This window comes from Pseudomonas sp. 57B-090624 (assembly GCF_003234055.1).
Classification (GTDB): Bacteria; Pseudomonadota; Gammaproteobacteria; order Pseudomonadales; family Pseudomonadaceae; genus Metapseudomonas; species Metapseudomonas tohonis.
On the sequence record NZ_QKRU01000002.1, the window covers coordinates 146589 to 164704 of the forward strand.

The following is an 18116-nucleotide window of genomic DNA, read 5'->3' on the forward strand; positions in this document are numbered from 1 at the left end:
CTGGAAAGGTACCAGTCCTACACTCTCTTCCTACAAGAAAGAGGAGACATCCCCATGAGCACCGCGCCCGCCGAGCGTTTCAGCAGCTTCGCCGAGTTCTACCCCTATTACCTCCAGGAACACAGCAACGACGTATGCCGCCGCCTGCACTACGTCGGCAGCCTGCTGGTGCTGAGCATCCTCGCCTACGCCCTCGCCACCCAGCAGTGGCTGTGGCTGCTGGCCCTGCCCGTCGCCGGCTACGGCTTCGCCTGGGTCGGCCACTTCGTGTTCGAGAAGAACCGCCCCGCCACCTTCAAGTACCCGCTCTACAGCCTGATGGGCGACTGGGTGATGCTCAAGGACGCCTTCACCGGCCGCATCCGCTTCTAGCGGCGAACCCCCGAAAACAACAACAAGAGAGGCCCCTGATGAATGCCCACGCCCGCTTCACCCACATGGAAGACGGCACCGCCGAGGACTGGAGCATCATCGCCCAGGACTTCGCCCGCTATGCCGCCCAGCTCCCGGACCGCATCCTCACCCATCTCAAGTTGCTGGATGGGGACTTCGGCGGCTTCCCGGTCGATCGCCTGACCCACTCGCTGCAGACCGCCACCCTGGCCCACCGCGACGGCCAGGACGAGGAATACGTGGTCTGCGCCCTGCTCCACGACATCGGCGACACCCTCGGCTCCTTCAACCACGCCGACATCGCCGCGGCGATGCTAAAGCCCTTCGTCAGCCCCGAGAACCACTGGATGGTGGAGAAGCACGCGATCTTCCAGGGCTACTACTTCTTCCATCACCTGGGCCTGGATCGCCACCTGCGCGAGCAGTTCAAGGACCACCCGCAGTACCGCCAGACCATCGAGTTCTGCGCACGCTACGATGCCGCCGCCTTCGACCCCGAGGCCGAACACCTGCCCCTGGAATTCTTCGAGCCCATGCTGCGCCGCGTCTTCGCCCAACCCCGGCAGTCGATCTACAAGGCCGTGATGGAGCGCAACGCGAGCTGAACGTCCAGGCCGTGCCACCGTTCGGCGGCCATGCTTGGCCGCCGTAGTGGCACTTGGTTATGATCCCGCACCCGCCAGGCATTGGCTCAGGTCTTGCAGACCATCGGACGCCCGTACGTCGCGTCAGAAAATCATCAGGGATCGTTCGTTTACATGAAGTCAGCCAATCTAGACCGGCTAAGCAGTCTTCCGACCCCGCCGCTTCGCGAGTATTACTCTCGCGTACTGGCTTATATCGCCACGGCCGCCAGCATCGCCGCCGGCAGCTACATCCAGTACTTCTCCTACGACGTGCTGTGGATGGTCCCCTACGCCCTGCTCTATCCGCACCTGGCCCATCACCTGAGCCTGCGCTTCAAGCGTGACCACCCCGAGCGCACCCACCTGATCCTGCTGTTCATCGACGCCCTGCACGCCGGCGCCGGCGCGGCCCTGCTCGGATTCTCGGTGGTGCCGAGCCTTATGTTCATGCTCACCCTGTCGTTCAGCGCACTGATCATCGGTGGCCTGCGCCAGCTAGGCCTGGCGATCCTCGTGGCCGCCAGCGCCACGGTGCTGACCACGGTGGTCGCGCACCCGGACCTGAAGCTCGCGACCCCGGCCCTGGTGTCCTTCGTTAGCATCTGCTTCACCACGCTCTACGTCTGCATCACCGCCTTCTTCGTGCACCAGCAGGGCCTGCGCCTGGCGCTGGCGCGCAGCGAGATCAAGCTGGAGCAGGAAAAGGCCGCGCGCCTGGCCCGCAACCTCGCCAAATACCTGTCGCCGCAGGTCTGGGAAATGATCTTCAGCGGCAAGCGCCACGTGCGCCTGGAGACCCAGCGCAAGAAGCTCACCGTGTTCTTCTCCGACATCAAGGGCTTCACCGAGCTGTCCGAAGAGCTGGAGGCCGAGGCCCTGACCGACCTGCTCAACAACTACCTCAACGAGATGTCGAAGATCGCCCTGAAATACGGCGGCACCATCGACAAGTTCGTCGGCGACTGCGTGATGGTGTTCTTCGGCGACCCCTCCACCCAGGGCGCCAAGAAGGACGCCGTGGCCGCCGTGTCCATGGCCATCGCCATGCGCAAGCACATGAAGGTGCTGCGCCAGCAGTGGCGCGCCCAGGGCATCACCAAGCCCCTGGAAATCCGCATGGGCCTGAACACCGGGTATTGCACGGTGGGCAACTTCGGCGCCGACACGCGCATGGACTACACCATCATCGGCCGCGACGTGAACCTGGCCAGCCGCCTGGAAAGCGCCTCCGAGGCCGGCGAGATCCTCATCTCCCACGAGACCTACTCGCTGATCAAGGACGTGATCATGTGCCGCGACAAGGGCCAGATCACCGTCAAGGGCTTCGCTCGCCCCGTGCAGATCTACCAGGTGGTGGACTTCCGCCGCGACCTGGGCGCCACCTCCAGCTACGTCGAGCACGAATTGCCGGGCTTCTCCATGTACCTGGACACCAACGGCATCCAGAACTACGACAAGGAAAAGGTCATCCAGGCGCTGCAACTGGCCGCCGAGAAACTGCGCGACAAGGTCATTCTCTGACCGAATGGGTCACAGCAAGGCCGCCCTCGGGCGGCCTTTTTCATGGGCGCGGTGCAGGCATCAGGCACCGCGAGGACGGTTGCGCTGCGCTCACGGGCGCTCTTCGGTGCGCACGTCACCTCCTACGACGAAGCTTCGAGCTTTCGTAGGATGGGTAGAGCGGAGCGAACCCCATCAATGCGGAGCGCCAGACCGCGCGGCTACGCGGATACATTGCTGCGTGCCCTACGACAACGACCCTTCCGCCACCGCCTCGCCACACAGCTCGCCGTCCAGCAGCGGCTGGCGTGCCAGGAACTCCTGGGCGGACGCCCGCCAGGACAGGCGCGCGGCCCGCTCGGCGCAGGTGGCACGGTCCAGCTCCAGGGCGCGCAGGCAGGCACTCTGCAGGTCCTCGTCGAGCACCCCGGAGACATCCGCCTCCAGCACGTCCAGCGGACCCGGCACCGGCAAGGCGGCCACCGGCGTGCCGCAGGCCAGGGCCTCCAGCATCACCAGCCCGTAGGTGTCGGTGCGCGAAGGGAAGACCAGCACGCTGGCGCCGGCATAGGCCTCGGCCAGCGCCTCGCCGTGGCGGTAGCCGAGGAAGCGTGCATCGGGATAGTCCGCTTCCAGTTCGGCCCGCTGCGGCCCATCACCCACCAGCCACTTCTCGCCGGGCAGGTCCAGGTCGAGGAAGGCCCGCAGGTTCTTCTCCGGGGCGATGCGGCCGACGTAGAGGAACACCGGCTTCAGCGGCCGGGGCTGCTGCGGGCGCGGGTGGAACAGGCGGGTGTCCACGCCCTTGCGCCACAGCGACAGGTGCCCCAGCCCCCGCCCGGCCAGCTCGCCACGCAGGCGCTCGGTGGTCACCAGCACCGTCTGGCTGGGGCGATGGAAGGCGCGCAGCACGGCGTAGCCCCATTCCAGCGGCACCGCCGGCCAGCGGGCGTGCACATATTCGGGAAAGCGCGTGTGTACGGCGCTGGAGAAGGCCAGGCCACGCTTGACCAACCAGCGCCGTGCCGCCCAGCCCAGCGGCCCCTCGGTTGCGAGGTGCACGCAATCCGGGCGGAAATCGCGGATCGCCGGCCCGACGCGCCAGAGGTCCCACACCAGCGGGATCTCCGGGTAGGTCGGGCAGGGGCGCGAGCGGAAGTCGCGGGGCGACAGCAGCTTGACCAGGTGGCCGAGCCCGCGCAGTTCGGCCACCAGGGCCTGCAGGCTGGTCACCACGCCATTGACCTGGGGCGCCCAGGCATCGCTGACGATGAGGACCCTCATGCAGCCGGCTCGAGGGCGGGCTGCCGGGTATCGGCGGCAAGGCGCGCCTGGTCGTCGGCGAGGCGGTAGAGCTCGATGGTGCCGTCCCAGTGCTCGATCAGCGCGGTGCAGGATTCGACCCAGTCACCGCAGTTCATGTACTCGACGCCGCCCACCTGGCGGATCTCGGCGTGGTGGATGTGGCCGCAGACGGCGCCGTCCAGCCCACGCTTGACGCACTCGTGGGCAATGGACTCCTCGAAGTCGCTGATGAAGTTCACCGCCGTCTTGACCTTGTGCTTGAGGAAGGCCGACAGCGACCAGTAGCCGTAGCCCCAGCGCTCGCGCCAGTGATTGAGCCAGCGGTTGAGGGTCAGGGTGAACTCGTAGGCCGAGTCGCCGAGGAAGGCCAGCCACTTGTGGTAGCGGGTGATGACGTCGAACTGGTCGCCGTGGATCACCAGCAGGCGGCGACCGTCGGCGGTCTCGTGGATCGCCTCGTCCACCAGCTGGATGTTGCCGAGCAGCAGGCTGGAGTAGCGACGCAGGAATTCGTCGTGGTTGCCGGTGACGTAGATCACCTCGGTGCCACGCTTGCTCATGGTCAGCAGGCGGCGGATCACGTTGGTGTGCGCCTGGGGCCAGTAGATGCCGCTGCGCAGCTTCCAGCCGTCGATGATGTCGCCCACCAGGTAGATGCGGTCGGCGTGGTGGCGCTTGAGGAAGCGCGCCAGGTGCTCGGCCTGGCAGTCGCGGGTGCCGAGGTGAACGTCGGAAATCCACAGGGTGCGGACGCGTTGCTTGCGGGGACGAGCCGGGTCGACCGGCTCCAGGCGTTGAACGCTGCTCATGGGCGGCCTCCAGCTGGGTTTTTCCGATCTTGCGCAGGCCCGGTGAAGTGCAGGTGACGGTTAGCTTGCAGAACGATGACACTGCCGGCGCCCGCGCCACGGAGTAGACTGGCGGCCTGCCGAGGACCGCCCCATGAACCCGATGCTGACCCTGCGCCGCTACAACCACGACCTGCTCGCCCACAGCCACGACCACGCCCAACTGGTGTTCGGCCTCACCGGCAGCCTGGAGTTCGAGGTGGGCGGCATCGGCGCGCGGGTCGAACGGCAGAACCTCGCCGTGGTCCCGCCGGGTGAGCACCATGCCTGCGGCAGCCCGCGCGGCAGCCTGTGCCTGGTGCTGGACGTGCCCGACGACACCTGGCTGCAACGCACGCTCGGCGGGCATTTCGATGCCAGCCGGCGCCTGCTGGAGACGCCCGGTGCGCTGCAGCTCAATCCCGCCCAGAGCCAGCTGGTGGGCTGGCTCGCCGCCAGCCCGATCGACGACCCGGTGATCGCCACCCAGGGCGTCGGCCTGCTGCTCGCCAGCCTGGTGGCACCGGGCAGCGAAGCCGCGACGGAGCCCGGCGAACTGCCCCTCGCGGCGCTGGACGCCCACATCGACCAGCACGCCGCACGCCCGTTGCAGGTGGCTGACCTCGCGCGGCTCTGCGGCCTTTCCGTGGCGCGCTTCCACAGCCGCTTCCTCGCCGCCACCGGGCAGACGCCCATGGACTACCTGCGTACCCGGCGCCTGCTCCAGGGCCGCCGCCTGCTGCTCGAAAGCGCCCTGAGCGTGGCCGAGGTCGCCGCCCGCGTGGGCTATGCCTCGCAGAGCGCCTTCACCGCCGCGCTGTCGCGCGAGTTCGGCGTGACGCCGCGCACGCTGCGTCGCGCGCGCGAGTGACGCGAGTATCGCGACGAAACCCGCGAGCCCTGCGACAGACAAGCCGACGCTCGGCCCTCTAGACTGCGGCCATCGTCAAACAAGGGGGCTGTATGTCATCGACCATCGAATGGGCGGATTTCGAACGCGTTGAGCTGCGCGTCGGCACCGTCGTCTCCGCCGCACCCAACGTCAAGGCCAACAAGCCGGCCTACGTACTGGAGGTGGACCTGGGCGAACTCGGGGTGAAGACCTCCAGCGCGCAGATCACCGCGCACTACAGGGCCGAGGAGCTGGTCGGCCGCCAGGTGCTGTGCGTCTGCAACTTCGCGCCCAAGCGCATCGCCGGAGTGCGCTCGGAGGTGCTGGTGACCGGCGTCCACGACGCCGAGGGCAAGGTGGTGCTGGCCGGCTTCGACAAGCCGCTGCCCAACGGTGCGCGCCTGGCATGAACGAACGCAACGCGCTGCTCGCCATCCACCTGGGTGCCCTGCTCTTCGGCCTTTCCGGCATCTTCGGCAAGCTGGCGGAAACCACGCCGCTGGTGATCACTCTGGGCCGGGCGCTGTTCGCCGTCCTCGCCCTGGCGCTGTTCGCCCGGCTGGTCGGCGGCGCCCGGGGCGGCTCCCCGTCGCGGCGCCAGGTTCCCCTGCTGCTGCTCGGCGGCCTGCTGCTGGGCGGGCACTGGGTGCTGTTCTTCCAGGCGGTGAAGGTCGGCGGCGTGGCCATCGCCACCCTGGGCTTCGCCAGCTTCCCGGCCTTCACGCTGCTGCTGGAGGGGCTGCTGTTCCGCGAGCGCATCCACCTGCGCGAGATGCTGGTGGTCGTCCTGGTCAGCGTCGGCCTGGTGCTGGTGACCCCGGCCTTCGATTTCGCCAGCGACGCCACCCAGGGGCTGATCGCGGCCATCCTCTCCGGCCTGCTGTTCTCCCTGTTGTCGCTGCTCAACCGCGCCAGCACCCGTGGGCTGGACCCGGTGAAGGTGGCGCTCTGGCAGAACCTCTGCATCGTCGTCTGCGTGCTGCCCCTGGGCTGGTCGCTGCTGCCCACGGTACGGGCCATCGACTGGCTGTGGATCGCCCTGCTCGGCGTGCTCTGCACCGGCCTCGCCCACAGCCTGTTCGTGGCCAGCCTGAAGGTGCTGAACGCCCGTACCACGGCGGTGATCTTCGCGCTGGAGCCGGTCTACGGCATCGCCTTCGCCTGGTGGCTGTTCAGCGAGGAGCCCTCGCTGCGCATGCTCGCCGGTGGCGCGCTGATCATCATCGCCATCGCCTTCCCGACGCGCAAAGCCAACGCTGTGAAGCCCGCCGAAGCGGCGCACTGAACCCTAGCCCGTGCTTCAGCACAGAAGCGAGGCCGCCGGGGCCCCAGGCTGGAGTCCGGGCCACGGTTCAACGCGGCCCGGCTTCTCAGTTGACGCTGTAGCCGCGTCCCATCAGGCAGGCGCCCAGCGCGCGGCGGTAGCGTTCGGTGCTGTCGCTGCCCACCGGGCGGGTCATGGTGGCCGGGTCGAAGCCGCTCTGGGACACCGCCCAGCCGTGGCATTCGTAACGATCGCGGCCCTGCTGCTCGACGCTCTGGCCGTTGGCCGGATAGGCGATCACCTCGTAGCTGGCCACGCTGTTGCCCTGCACCACCGGCGGCGGGGCCACCACCTCGTAGCGCTGCACGTCGGCGTTCCACAGGTAGTAGGTGCCGGCGGCGACGAAATACAGCGCGCTGCCGATCCACAGCTCCCGTGCGCCCGAAGGCAGGCCGTGACCGTGCCCGCCAGCGCCCGGACCAGGGCCCCAGCCGCCGGGGCCGCCCGGACCGGGCCCGCCGGGACCTCCCGGGCCCGGGCCGGCGAACGCCTGGGTGGAGAGGCCGAGCACCAGCAACGCCAGCGTCATGGTTGTTTTCAAGGACATCGTTCACCTCGCTGCACGGCGGCAGCAGGATCGCGGCCGCCCGAGAGCATTATTCGCCGGGGCCGCACCGGCGGGCGTCAGCCCTGTGTAAAGCCGGGGTAAACGTCCTGATACACGCCCGCCTCAGGCCCGCTCCTGCTCCAGCAGCCAGCGGCAGTAGCGCGCCACGCCGGTCTCCAGGTCGAGGAACCCTTCGCCGGCACCGGCCTCGCGCAGCAGGTCGATGTCCGCCTGCGTATGGCTCTGGTAGCGCCCGCGCAGGGCTTCGGGGAAGGCCTCGTAGACGAGCACCCCGCGCTCGACCAGCTCGGCCAGGCCCAGCGGTGGCTGGTCGGCCTCGGCGCGCAGGGCGTTGATCACCGCCATGGCCACCGCGTTGAAGGGCCGGGCGATACCGGTGCCGAGGTTGAAGATGCCCGAGCACTGAGGGTGGTCGAGAACATGCAGGTTGACCCGCGCCACGTCCTCCACCGAGACGAAGTCGCGCCGCTGCTCGCCATCGGCGAAGCCGTCGCAGCCCTCGAACAGCCGCACCCGCCCGTGCGCGCGGTATTGCTGGAAGCAATGCAGCGCCACCGAGGCCATCGGTCCCTTGTGCCCCTCGCGCGGGCCGTAGACGTTGAAGTAGCGCAACCCGACCACCTGGGCACGGGCCTGGGGCAGCAGGCGACGCACGCGCTGGTCGAAGAGGAACTTGGAGTAGCCGTAGACGTTCAGCGGCCGCTCGTGCTCGCGGGCCTCGCGAAAGACCCGCCCCGCGCCGTAGACGGCGGCCGACGAGGCATAGATGAAGGGCGAGCCGCGACGCTGCGCGGCGTCCAGCAACTCGCAGCTGTAGCGGTAGTTGTTGTCCATCATGTAGCGCCCGTCCGCCTCCAGGGTGCTGGCGCAGGCCCCCTGGTGGAACAGCGCGCGGACCATGCCGAAGGCGCCCTCGGCGAAGCGCGGGACGAAGTCGCGCTTGTCCAGGTAGTCGCGGATCTCGCAATCGGCGAGGTTGCGGAATTTGTCGCCCTCGGTCAGGTCGTCGACGGCGATGATGTCCGTCTCGCCACGCTGGTTGAGGGCCCGGACGAGGTTGCTGCCGATGAAGCCGGCGGCACCGGTGACGATGATGCTCATGACGGCACTCCAGGAAAGGGGAATGCCGTCAGGCTATGCCTGCACCAACGGGTCGGGCTTGACCTGGGGCAAGAAGGTTCAGGGCCGGTCGCTGTGGCCCAGGTCACGCGTCGGATCGATGCGATCGCGGACCCGCTGCTTGAGCACCTTGGCCTCGGGGAAGCCGCCATCGGCCTTGCGCTCCCAGATCTGCTCGCCATCGCAGGTGATGCGGAACACACCGCCGGTGCCCGGCTCTAGGGCCACCCGGCCGAGGTCCTCGGCGAAGGTGCTGAGCAGCTCCTGGGCCAGCCAGGCGGCGCGCAGCAGCCATTGGCACTGGGTGCAATAGGTGATGACGATTTCGGGCCTGGCGCTGGGCATGGCGATGCTCGGTGGTGGAGTGCGGGGTGCCTATAATAGCGGCCTTTTCCTCCCCGCCTGACCAGGGATGCGTTATGCGCCGCGTGCTTCTATTCCTCGCTCTCATTGTCCTGCCACTGGCCGCGCTGGCCGAGCAGGCCCACCCACGCATCGGCCTGGTGCTGTCCGGCGGCGCCGCGCGCGGGCTGGCGCACATCGGCGTGCTGCGGGCGCTGGAGGAACAGGGCGTGCACATCGATGCCATCGCCGGCACCAGCATGGGCGCGGTGATCGGCGGCCTCTACGCCTCGGGCTACAGCGTCGACGAACTGGAGAAGCTGGCCCTGGCCATCGACTGGCGCCAGGCGCTCTCCGATGCGCCGCTGCGTGACGACGTCCCCTTCCGCCGCAAGCAGGACGACCGCGACTTCCTGGTCAAGCAGAAGCTCAGCTTCCGCGACGACGGCAGCCTGGGCCTGCCGCTCGGCGTGATCCAGGGCCAGAACCTCGCCCTGCTGCTGGAGAGCCTGCTGGTGCACACCAGCGACACACGTGACTTCGACCGCCTGGCCATCCCCTTCCGTGCCGTGGCCACCGACATCTCCACCGGCGAGAAGGTGGTATTCCGCAAGGGCCACCTGCCCCAGGCGATCCGCGCCAGCATGTCGATCCCGGCGGTGTTCGCCCCGGTGGAGGTGGACGGCCAGCTGCTGGTGGACGGCGGCATGGTGGACAACATCCCGGTGGATGTGGCGCGGGAGATGGGTGTCGACCTCGTGATCACCGTCGACATCGGCACCCCGCTGCGCGGGCGCAAGGAACTGCTCACGGTGGTCGATGTGCTCAACCAGTCGGTGACCCTGATGACCCGGCGCAACTCCGAGGCGCAACTGGCCACCCTCGGCCCGGACGACATCCTGGTGCAGCCGCCCCTGGCCGGTTTCTCCGCCACCGACTTCGGCCGCGCGCGGGAGATGATCGACGCCGGCTACCGCGCCGCCACCATCCTCAAGAACCGCTTCGCTCCGCTGGCCCATCCGGGCGGCCGGCAGGAGGCCGTGCTGGAGGAGGCGCGCCTGCCGGTCGAGCGCCGCCCGGTGATCGCCCGCATCAGCGTGGAGAACGACTCCAAGGTGGGCGACGAGGTGATCCGCCGCATCATCCGCCAGGAAACCGGCAAGCCGCTGGACCTGGAGCGCCTGCAGAGCGACATGGGCACGCTCTACGGCCTGGATTACTTCGAGCAGGTGCATTACCGCGTGGTCAAGCGCAAGGACGGCAACGTGCTGGTGATCAACGCGCGCGGCAAGCGCACCGGCACCGACTACCTGCGCCTGGGCCTGAGCCTGGACGACGACATGCGCGGCGGCAGTACCTTCAACCTGGGCGCCAGCTACCGGGTCAACGGCATCAATACGCTCGGCGCCGAATGGCTCACCCGGGCCCAGATCGGCAGCGACCAGGAGCTCTACAGCGAGTTCTACCAGCCGCTGGACTACGGCTCGCGCTACTTCGTGGCCCCCTACCTCGCCGCCGAGGCGCAGAACGTGGACGCCACCCTGGACAACGACCCCATCGCCGAATACCGCCTGCAGCGCTACGGCTATGGCTTCAACATCGGCCGGCAGATCGCCAACAACGGCGAGCTGCGCCTCGGCATCGGCCAGGCCTGGGGCGATGCCGACGTGCGGATCGGCGACCGCCGCCTGCCCAGCTTCAGTTTCAGCGAGGGCTACTACGAGGCGAAGTACTCGTTCGACACCCTCGACAACGTGGACTACCCGCACGAGGGCGAGGACATCAAGGTGACCCTGCGCCAGTACGACCCCGAACTGGGCTCCGACGACCGCTACCGCCAGTGGGAGCTGAGCCTGGACAAGGCACTCTCCAGCGACGCCAACACCTTCGTCCTCGGCGGCCGCTACGGACGCACGCTGGACAGCGCCGAGGTGGTCACCTCCAGTTTCCAGCTCGGCGGTGCACGCCAGCTGTCGGGCTATCGCGAGGACTCCATCTCCGGGCAGAACGTCGCCCTGGCACGGCTGGTCTACTACCGGCGCATGACCCAGCGCTCGTTCCTGCCGCTGGACTTCCCCTTCTATCTCGGCGCCAGCCTCGAACGCGGCCGGGCCTGGAACCACGACAACAGCTTCGACAGCGGCTACATCAATGCGGGCAGCCTGTTCATAAGCTTCGACACGCCGCTGGGCCCGCTCGACTTCAGCTACGGCCTCAACGACGCGTCCGAGCAGGCGCTCTACCTCAAGCTCGGCCGCGTGTTCTAAGCCTCCGACTCTCTTCCCTGCAGGAGCGGGCTCTGCCCGCGAAGCGCTGCCAGGCAATACGTGCAGGGTTCAGCCATGAAAAAGCCCGGAACGAAGTCCGGGCTTTGGGGTGTTGCGCAAGCGGTCAGGCGATCTTCGCCAGCAGCTGGCGGGCCTCCTGCTTCTGCTCCTCGTCGCCGCCATCGATCACCTCGTTGAGGATGCTGCAGGCGCTTTCGACGTCGCCCTGGTCGATGTAGGCCAGGGCCAGGTTGAGCTTCATCAGGTTCTCCTGGCGCGCGGCCAGGTGGTCGAGGTCGTCATCGGCCTCCAGCGGGTCCTCGAAGTCGAAGGTCAGTTCGCCCAACTCTTCGGCCTGGGGCAGGTCCGGCAGTTCGAGGCGGTCGGCCTGCTCCAGGTCATCCAGTTCGAACACCTCGGGCATGTCCTGCAGGTTGCTGCGGAACGCAGGGTCGACGTGGTGCTGCACCGGCTCGGCCTTGCCCGCAGATTTGGCCTTGGGCGCCTCGGTCTTGAAGGGGCTGAGGCTGTCCCAGTCGGCATCCAGCGGCAGGTCGTCGAGGTTGAGCTGGAACTCGTCGGTCAGCTCGTCGTCACGGTGCACGACAAGCGCGGCCGGGGGCTGGTCGGAAGCCTCGTCAGCGAGGACGAACTCCGGATCGGCCAGCATCGGCTCGGCGCTGTGGTTCTGATCGATGCCGGGGTAGCGGGCCTTGATCTGCTCGATACGCGCCGGGCCGACGCCCATCTCCAGCAGGCTCCGCTCCTCGGCGGCGAAGCCGCTCGGATCACGCAGCTCGCCAAGCACCTCAAGCAGGCGGAAACGCAGGTCGGTGCGCTTGGGCTCCTGGACGATGGCCGCGCGCAGAGCGCTCTCGGCATCGCTGAAGCGACCGTAGGCGATGTAGATGTTGGCGCCATCCAGGGAATCGCTGGAGGCACGCGGGGCAACGGGCTGGGGCTGCGGGCGCTGCGCCGGTGCAGGCGCGGGCACGGCGGCCACCGCAGCGGCGGTGGCGGCCACGGGCTCCGCCCGGGACCGGGGCACGGCACTGATGCGCGGGCGCTCGGCAGTGACGGCCACGGCAGCCGGGCGCACCCTGGGCTCGGGTTCGTGCTCCAGCCCGGTTTCCTCGGGGCGAGCCCCTTGGCGGCGGCGCAGCAGCACCAGGGCCAGGACGGCCAACAGCAGCACGCCACCGATGGCCAGCAGGCCACGGGACCAGGCGTCCGGGCCAGCCGGCGCCTCGACCGCCACCTGGGGCGCGGCGTCCGGCGAAGCCGCCTGCGGTTGCACGGCGTCGGCAACGGGGTCGGGCGCGGGCGCTTCGCTGGAGGCCGGCGCCTGGGTTTCGCCCGGGGTGATCGGCGGCTGGGAACCGACGGGGTCCTGGGCCTGGCTGCCCGCAACACTGGCGTCCGCTGCGACGGCATCGGCTGCCGGCGGCACGCTCGCGCCTTCGGCACCCTGGGTGTCCAGGGCGCCCTGCAGGCGCGCCAGCTGGGCATCCTTCTGCTCCATCTGGCGCTGCAGGTTCTCCAGCTTGAGCTGGAGGTCGGCGATGTCCTGGCGCAATTGCAGGCGTTCGTTCTCGCTGTTGAGCAGCTCGGTGTCGACACGACGCTGTACTTCGGCGATCTGCTGCGGCAGCGGCGCCGGCTGGCCCGGGTTGGCGGGCGCGGGGACCGGGCCGGGGGCACTACCCGAGGTCGCCCGTACGTCACTGCCCGGCGCGGTGGCCGGAGCGGTCGAGGTGCTCGCGGACAGCGTCGCGGCATCCGGCAGCAGCAGGCTCTGGCCCACGCTCAGGCGGCTCGGGTCGCCATTGGCGAAGGCGCTGGGGTTGAGCGCATGGATGCCGTTCATCATCTGCGCCGTGCTCATGCCGCTACCGGCACTCTGGCGCTGCGCGATCGCCCACAGGCTGTCGCCCTTGACCACCGTGTAGCGCTTGCCCTGGGTGGCGGGCGGCGCGGCTGCAGGGGCAGGCTGGCGGGTGCTGCTGGGCGCATCGCCGCGGCGGCCGTCGCGCTGGCTGGCGGCAGCGCCCAGCGGCGCGGCCACGGGGTTGTAGGCGGAGAACTCCGGCGGGTCCAGCAACAGGGTGTATTCGCGCAGCAGGCGGCCGTTGGGCCGGGCCACCTCGACGATGAAATTCAGGTAGGGCTCACGCACCGGCTTGTTGGAAACCACGCGGATGCGGCCGCTGGAGCCCCGGATCATGGGGCTGAAGCGCAGGTCGTTGAGGAACAGCACGCGGTCGACGCCGGAACGCTCGAAGACTTCGGCCGACGCCAGGCTGACCTTGATGTCGCTGTCGGTCAGGTCGCCCACGTCGAGCAGGCCGATTTCCGCCTCCAGGGGCTGGTTCAGCGCGGAATGCAGGGTGATCTCGCCCAGGCCGATGGCGGACGCCAGGCCGGAATAAAGGATGGGTCCCGATGCAAACGCAACGAGGATCCTGTTGACTCGAGCCATGTGCCCTCCCCCGGTCATGCCGGCTCGAACGCCACGGCCACCTCCCTACGATCCGGTATCCATGGAGGGGCGAAAGTCAGGCGTTGGCATTGAAAGTGGACGCGTTGGGAAACGATCCCTGAAACCCAACAGAAAATAAGTATGGATGCAAATTCCCAGATTGCCCGGCGTACCGGCCTTGGGCCATCAGGCTGTAGGAATCTTACTTCAAGTTCGCCATGAAAGTGACGTATTTCACACCCTTGGCGAACATTTATAGAGCCACGTCAGCCTTTTGTCGCTTTGACGCCCCAGGCGGGCCACAGAGCGAGCAGGAAAAGCCCCGCGACCAGCCAAAAGGTCTGCTGGAACGCCAGGGCTTCGGCCAGCGCATCACCGCCGCCGGCATGGTGGCGCCACTCCAGGAAGAAGGTCACCAGGTTGACGCCGAAGGCACCGCCGAGCTGGCGCACGAAGGTGATGGCGCCCGCTCCGAGGGCCAGTTCCTCGGCACTCAGCACATCCAGCGAACCGGTGCTCAGCGCCGGCAGCAGCAGCCCCAGCCCGAGGCGGCCGACGCAGGCCCAGAAGCACAGCAACACGAAGGACGCACCGCTCTCCACCAGCCCCAGCCCGAGGCTCGAAGCCGCGAACACCAGCAGGCCGGCCACCAGCAGCAGTGCGGCGGAAAGCTTGTCGCTGAGCCAGCCGCCGATGAAGGACGCCAGGCCCAGCACTACGCCCGTGGGCAGCAGCAACAGCCCCGCGCGGCCGGCGCTGTAGCCCTCGACCGTCTGCAGGAACAACGGGATCAGGTAGGTGGAGCCGTAGAGACCGAGGCCGAGCACCAGCGCCACCCCGCTCGCCTTGCGGAACGCGGCGTGCCGCCACAGTGACAGGGGCAGCAGCGGTCGCTCGCTGGCACGGCTGCGCAGGACGAAGGCCAGGGTCGCCAGCACGCCGAGCAGCCCGGGAATCCAGCAGCTCGGCGCCAGCCAGCCGAAGCGCTGGGCCTCGGCCAGGGCGCCGAGGAGGGCGAACAGCGCGACGCCGAGGTAGAGGAAGGCGACGAGGTCGACGCCCGGTGTGCGCCGGTCGCGGTCCGACGGCATCAGCCACTGGGCGCCGAGCGCCGCCAGCAGGCACATGGGCAGCGGTAACCAGAACACCGCCTCCCAGCCGAAGTGGTCGATGAGGTAGCCACCGATGGTCGGGCCGAGCGTCGGCGCGATCATCACCCCGAGCCCGTAGATGCCCAGGGCCATGCCCCGGCCACCCTCGGCGAAGATGCGGAAGATCAGCACCATCGCCAGCGGCTGGATGATCCCGGCGCAGGCGCCCTGGACGATGCGCAGGGCGATCAGCTCCCAGGCCGAGGTGGCGGCGAGCGCCAGGAGGGAACAGAGGGTGAAGACCAGCAGGCCGACCTGCACCGTGCGTCGCGCGCCCAGGCGCGACTGGGCCCAGGCGGCGAGCAACAGCCCGGCGGTCATCGCGGCGAGGAAGCCGGTGGCGAGCCATTGGGCCAGGGGCCGACCGATGGCGAAGTCCGCCATGATCGCCGGCAGGGCGACGTTGATGCTGGTGGAGGCGAGGATCATCGCCATGCTGCCGACCATCAGCAGGCCGAGCAGCAACTGCGGATAACGCGGACCGAAGCGCGTGTGCAGGGCCTCGAGGTCCTGCATCAACGCCGTTCCAGGTTGGCCAGTATCTGCGCGTGGATCTGCTGGCAGCGACGCAGCTCGTCTTCATCGATGCCGGTGAAGACCTCCCTGCGCAGCTGGTTGGAAATGGCCTCGATCTTCTCGATCAGCGGCCGCGCCTTGGGGCACAGGGTGATTTTCTTCGCCCGGCGGTCCTCGGCGACGGCCAGGCGCTGCACCAGCCCCTGGGCCTCGAGGCTGTCGAGCAGCCGGGCCAGGGTCGGGCCCTCGACGCCGACGCTCTGCGCCAGTTCACGTTGGGTGGGGAGTTCTTCGAAGCGGGCGAGATGCAGGAGAACCAGCCAGCGTGCCTGGGACAGGCCGAGGTCGACGAGCCGGCGATCCAGCTCCGCCCGCCAGGCTCGCGACATCTGCGCGAGCTGCATGGCGAAGCGGTGTTGATCGGTATGGGACATTGAAACGAACTCTAACTGCCTAAACTAATAATTAGCGAGCTAACCATAGGCGACAGCCGGGAGCAAGCGCAGCTTTGTATCTACCACTTCACATATTGATCTTCGACAAAGCCCCACAGCCCATCGATCTCCAGGGCCGGCCGCCCATGCGGCCGGAGCACGCCATCGAAGCGCCCGAAGATCTGCTTGAAGTTGCTGGCGATGAAGCCCAGGTTCAGACGCTCCTTGTGCAACCCGGTGCCCACGAAGCGCAACTCCACCTGGCCGTCGGCGGAGGTGATCCGCCACTCCTCCAGCGGCCGGTCGCGATCGAAGGCGAAACGCACGCAATCCACCTTGATCAGCTCGCCATCGATCCAGAAGCAGTTCTCGGTGAAGCTGGTCTCGTTGACCCCGCAGGACAGGTTCAGCCCTACCCGCCGCCCCTGCGCCTCGCCGGACAGGCAGGCCCAGTTCCAGAAGGTCTCCGGGCGCATGTAGCCGGCGGACCAGTCGTGGTGGGCGAAGGCGCCGATGGCCTGCAGGTCGAAATCCCCCAGCTCGCAGCGCACCTCGCCCCGGCAGGTGACGCCCGCCACCTTGCGCGCATACACCCAGCCGTTCACCGCGGTAGGCGTGCACAGGCTCATGGGCTGGAAGGCCGGTTCGTCCTCGGAGAAATGCGCGTCGATGCGGGTGCCGTCGTCGAGCTCCACCAGCAGCCGCTTCTCCTTCGGGTTCGGCGAGTTCTCCAGGCGCAGCAGGTTGCGGCCCTGGCGCAGCTCGCAGACGCCGTCGTCCGGGGCTTGCGAGAAGCGCGTACCCATCCCCAGCGGCAGCTTGAACTGGCGCTCGATCATGCGCCCGCTGGCCGGGTGGAACAGGTAGACGAAGCCCACGCCCGCCAGGCTCAGGTCGGCCAGGGCGCAGCCGCCGATGAGCTGGTCGCTGATCAGGCCGAAATACTGGAACTGGTGAAAGCGCCGCCACTTCGCCAGGGCGCCGAGACGACGGCCCATGGGCGAGCGGAAATCGAAGTCACGGTGATTAACCAGGCCGGGGGTGCCGTCGAAAAGGCCGTAGTGCGGCTGGCCGTCAGCGCTGATCAGCGTGTCCATGGGCGGGGCTCGTCGGTGGGGAAGGCGCAGATCCTAGCACCGGCGTACCAGTCCACGCAGTCACGCACCGCGCCACCCCGGGGGACGAACTACGCCACCACCTGGTTGCGCCCGAAGGCCTTGGCCTCGTAGAGCGCCCGGTCGGCATGTTCGTAGAGTTCGTAGAGCTGGCCGAGCGGCGTGTCGCTGCCCGGCGCGATGCAGGCCAGGCCGATGGACATCGTCAGCACCTCGGCGACCTGGGAGCCCTCGTGGCGGATGGCCAGGCGCTCCAGGGCCGCGCGCACGTTCTCCGCGCACTGCCGTGCCTCAGCCTCCGGCGTGCCGTAGAGGAGCACGGCGAATTCTTCGCCGCCCAGGCGCACCGCCATGTCCAGCGGTCGTCGCGCCGCGTCCTCCAGCACCTCGGCGACCCGCTGCAGGGCCTGGTCACCGCCCTGGTGGCCGTAGAGATCGTTGTAGGCCTTGAAGTGGTCGACATCGCACAGCAGCAGCGCCAGGGGCAGCCCCTCGCGCTGGGCCTGGCGCCACACGCGCTCCAGCTGGCGGTTGAAGCTGCGCCGGTTGTGCAGGCCGGTCAGGCTGTCGTGCTCGGCCAGCATGCGCATCAGCCGGCTGACGAGGAAGTGCTCGCGGGACTTGAACTCCAGCAGGTAACAGCCCACCGCCCCCACCAGGTTGCCGAACACGAGGAACAGCAGGTTGTTCACCAGACGCGGCCAGGGCAGCCCGGCCCAGAGCTCCAGCGCCACATAGGCCACCAGGATCAGGACCGACACCAGCAACGCCTCGCCCAGGCGCAGCCCGACCACGAAATAGGCCGCCATGCACACCAGCAGCAGCCCTTCATAGGGGAACGACGGGTCGACCCGATGGGCGATGGCCACCACCGCCGCCGCGCCGATGCCCAGCGCACCGACGCACACCAGGCTCAGCGGCACCAGCAGGTGCACATGGCGCCGCTGCAGGATCAGCAGCCCGCAGACCACCAGCAGCACCAGCACGCCCAGGCGCACGGCGAGCATCCACCAGCGTTCGGAGGAAGCGATCAGGTGGAAGTCGAGAAAGGCGAAGGCCAGCCAGATCGGCAAGCCGAGCAGCAGCGCGATGCGCTTGAGGTCGAAGGTCTGCTCGAGGAAGAAATTGCGGTATTCCTGCTCCAGGGGACGGACGAACCGCAGTTGCCGGAATCCCAGGGCAAGTTGATCGGCATAGGGATTGGGGCGTACTTCGTCCAGCCAGGCGTTGAGTGTCGACACTGCCACCTCTTCTTTTT

General features: G+C 68.3%; 17 protein-coding genes. 7 read left to right on the forward strand and 10 right to left on the reverse strand.

The window, feature by feature from the left end; all coding sequences use genetic code 11:
• Positions 1–54: 54 nt before the first annotated feature.
• The 3 genes from DMX10_RS01855 (at position 55) to DMX10_RS01865 (ending at position 2540) form a co-directional block, all read left to right on the forward strand.
• Entirely contained in the window at positions 55–372 is a 318-nt protein-coding gene (locus tag DMX10_RS01855) for an Mpo1-like protein (protein WP_111259500.1), read from the forward strand.
• A gap of 38 nt (positions 373–410) precedes the next feature.
• Complete coding sequence (locus DMX10_RS01860) at positions 411–998, forward strand: HD domain-containing protein (RefSeq protein ID WP_111259501.1); 588 nt, start codon at positions 411–413, stop codon at positions 996–998.
• A 153-nt stretch (positions 999–1151) separates the two neighbouring features.
• Entirely contained in the window at positions 1152–2540 is a 1389-nt protein-coding gene (locus tag DMX10_RS01865; RefSeq protein ID WP_111259502.1) for an adenylate/guanylate cyclase domain-containing protein, read from the forward strand.
• A gap of 225 nt (positions 2541–2765) precedes the next feature.
• Here DMX10_RS01865 and DMX10_RS01870 read toward each other — a convergent pair whose 3' ends face one another.
• Both DMX10_RS01870 and DMX10_RS01875 read right to left on the reverse strand, forming a co-directional pair.
• The gene (locus tag DMX10_RS01870) at positions 2766–3803 is read right to left on the reverse strand and encodes a glycosyltransferase family 1 protein (RefSeq protein ID WP_111259503.1); all 1038 of its coding nucleotides are present in this window, start codon (positions 3801–3803) and stop codon (positions 2766–2768) included.
• Positions 3800–4633 carry a UDP-2,3-diacylglucosamine diphosphatase gene (locus tag DMX10_RS01875; protein ID WP_111259504.1) on the reverse strand — a complete coding sequence of 278 codons (834 nt, stop codon included), beginning with the start codon at positions 4631–4633 and terminating at the stop codon, positions 3800–3802. The genes DMX10_RS01870 and DMX10_RS01875 overlap by 4 nt, the downstream gene beginning before the upstream one ends.
• A 133-nt stretch (positions 4634–4766) precedes the next feature.
• Here DMX10_RS01875 and DMX10_RS01880 point away from each other — a divergent pair, with 133 nt between their 5' ends.
• The 3 genes from DMX10_RS01880 (at position 4767) to DMX10_RS01890 (ending at position 6828) form a co-directional block, all read left to right on the forward strand.
• A complete protein-coding gene (locus DMX10_RS01880; protein ID WP_111259505.1) occupies positions 4767–5522 on the forward strand; it encodes a helix-turn-helix transcriptional regulator in 756 nt (251 codons plus the stop codon).
• A 92-nt stretch (positions 5523–5614) separates the two neighbouring features.
• Positions 5615–5953 carry a tRNA-binding protein gene (locus DMX10_RS01885; protein ID WP_111259506.1) on the forward strand — a complete coding sequence of 113 codons (339 nt, stop codon included), beginning with the start codon at positions 5615–5617 and terminating at the stop codon, positions 5951–5953.
• Positions 5950–6828 (forward strand): DMT family transporter, encoded by an 879-nt coding sequence (locus DMX10_RS01890; protein ID WP_111259507.1) that lies wholly within the window; start codon positions 5950–5952, stop codon positions 6826–6828. The genes DMX10_RS01885 and DMX10_RS01890 overlap by 4 nt, the downstream gene beginning before the upstream one ends.
• An 85-nt stretch (positions 6829–6913) precedes the next feature.
• Here the strand turns inward: DMX10_RS01890 and DMX10_RS32920 are convergent, their stop codons facing one another.
• The 3 genes from DMX10_RS32920 to DMX10_RS01905 form a co-directional block, all read right to left on the reverse strand.
• Entirely contained in the window at positions 6914–7414 is a 501-nt protein-coding gene (locus DMX10_RS32920) for a hypothetical protein (RefSeq protein ID WP_178082907.1), read from the reverse strand.
• A gap of 123 nt (positions 7415–7537) precedes the next feature.
• Positions 7538–8536 (reverse strand): ADP-glyceromanno-heptose 6-epimerase, encoded by a 999-nt coding sequence (gene rfaD / locus DMX10_RS01900; RefSeq protein ID WP_111259509.1) that lies wholly within the window; start codon positions 8534–8536, stop codon positions 7538–7540.
• A gap of 78 nt (positions 8537–8614) precedes the next feature.
• Positions 8615–8899 (reverse strand): SelT/SelW/SelH family protein, encoded by a 285-nt coding sequence (locus DMX10_RS01905; protein WP_111259510.1) that lies wholly within the window; start codon positions 8897–8899, stop codon positions 8615–8617.
• 74 nt (positions 8900–8973) lie between these two features.
• Here DMX10_RS01905 and DMX10_RS01910 point away from each other — a divergent pair, with 74 nt between their 5' ends.
• Positions 8974–11163: a patatin-like phospholipase family protein gene (locus tag DMX10_RS01910; protein ID WP_111259511.1), complete on the forward strand. Its 2190-nt coding sequence runs from the start codon at positions 8974–8976 to the stop codon at positions 11161–11163.
• Positions 11164–11287: 124 nt separating this feature from the next.
• On the opposite strand, the gene DMX10_RS01915 is transcribed toward DMX10_RS01910, so the two are convergent.
• From DMX10_RS01915 to DMX10_RS01935, 5 genes are all read right to left on the reverse strand, one after another.
• On the reverse strand, positions 11288–13642 hold the full coding sequence (locus DMX10_RS01915; RefSeq protein ID WP_178082908.1) for a FimV/HubP family polar landmark protein: 2355 nt from the start codon (positions 13640–13642) through the stop codon (positions 11288–11290).
• A 266-nt stretch (positions 13643–13908) separates the two neighbouring features.
• Positions 13909–15309 (reverse strand): DHA2 family efflux MFS transporter permease subunit, encoded by a 1401-nt coding sequence (locus DMX10_RS01920; protein WP_236205384.1) that lies wholly within the window; start codon positions 15307–15309, stop codon positions 13909–13911.
• On the reverse strand, positions 15309–15743 hold the full coding sequence (locus DMX10_RS01925) for a MarR family transcriptional regulator (protein WP_111259513.1): 435 nt from the start codon (positions 15741–15743) through the stop codon (positions 15309–15311). The genes DMX10_RS01920 and DMX10_RS01925 overlap by 1 nt, the downstream gene beginning before the upstream one ends.
• A gap of 80 nt (positions 15744–15823) precedes the next feature.
• A complete protein-coding gene (locus DMX10_RS01930) occupies positions 15824–16840 on the reverse strand; it encodes a DUF2804 domain-containing protein (protein WP_111259514.1) in 1017 nt (338 codons plus the stop codon).
• An 89-nt stretch (positions 16841–16929) separates the two neighbouring features.
• The gene (locus DMX10_RS01935; protein WP_111259515.1) at positions 16930–18099 is read right to left on the reverse strand and encodes a diguanylate cyclase; all 1170 of its coding nucleotides are present in this window, start codon (positions 18097–18099) and stop codon (positions 16930–16932) included.
• Between the last annotated feature and the right edge of the window lie 17 nt (positions 18100–18116).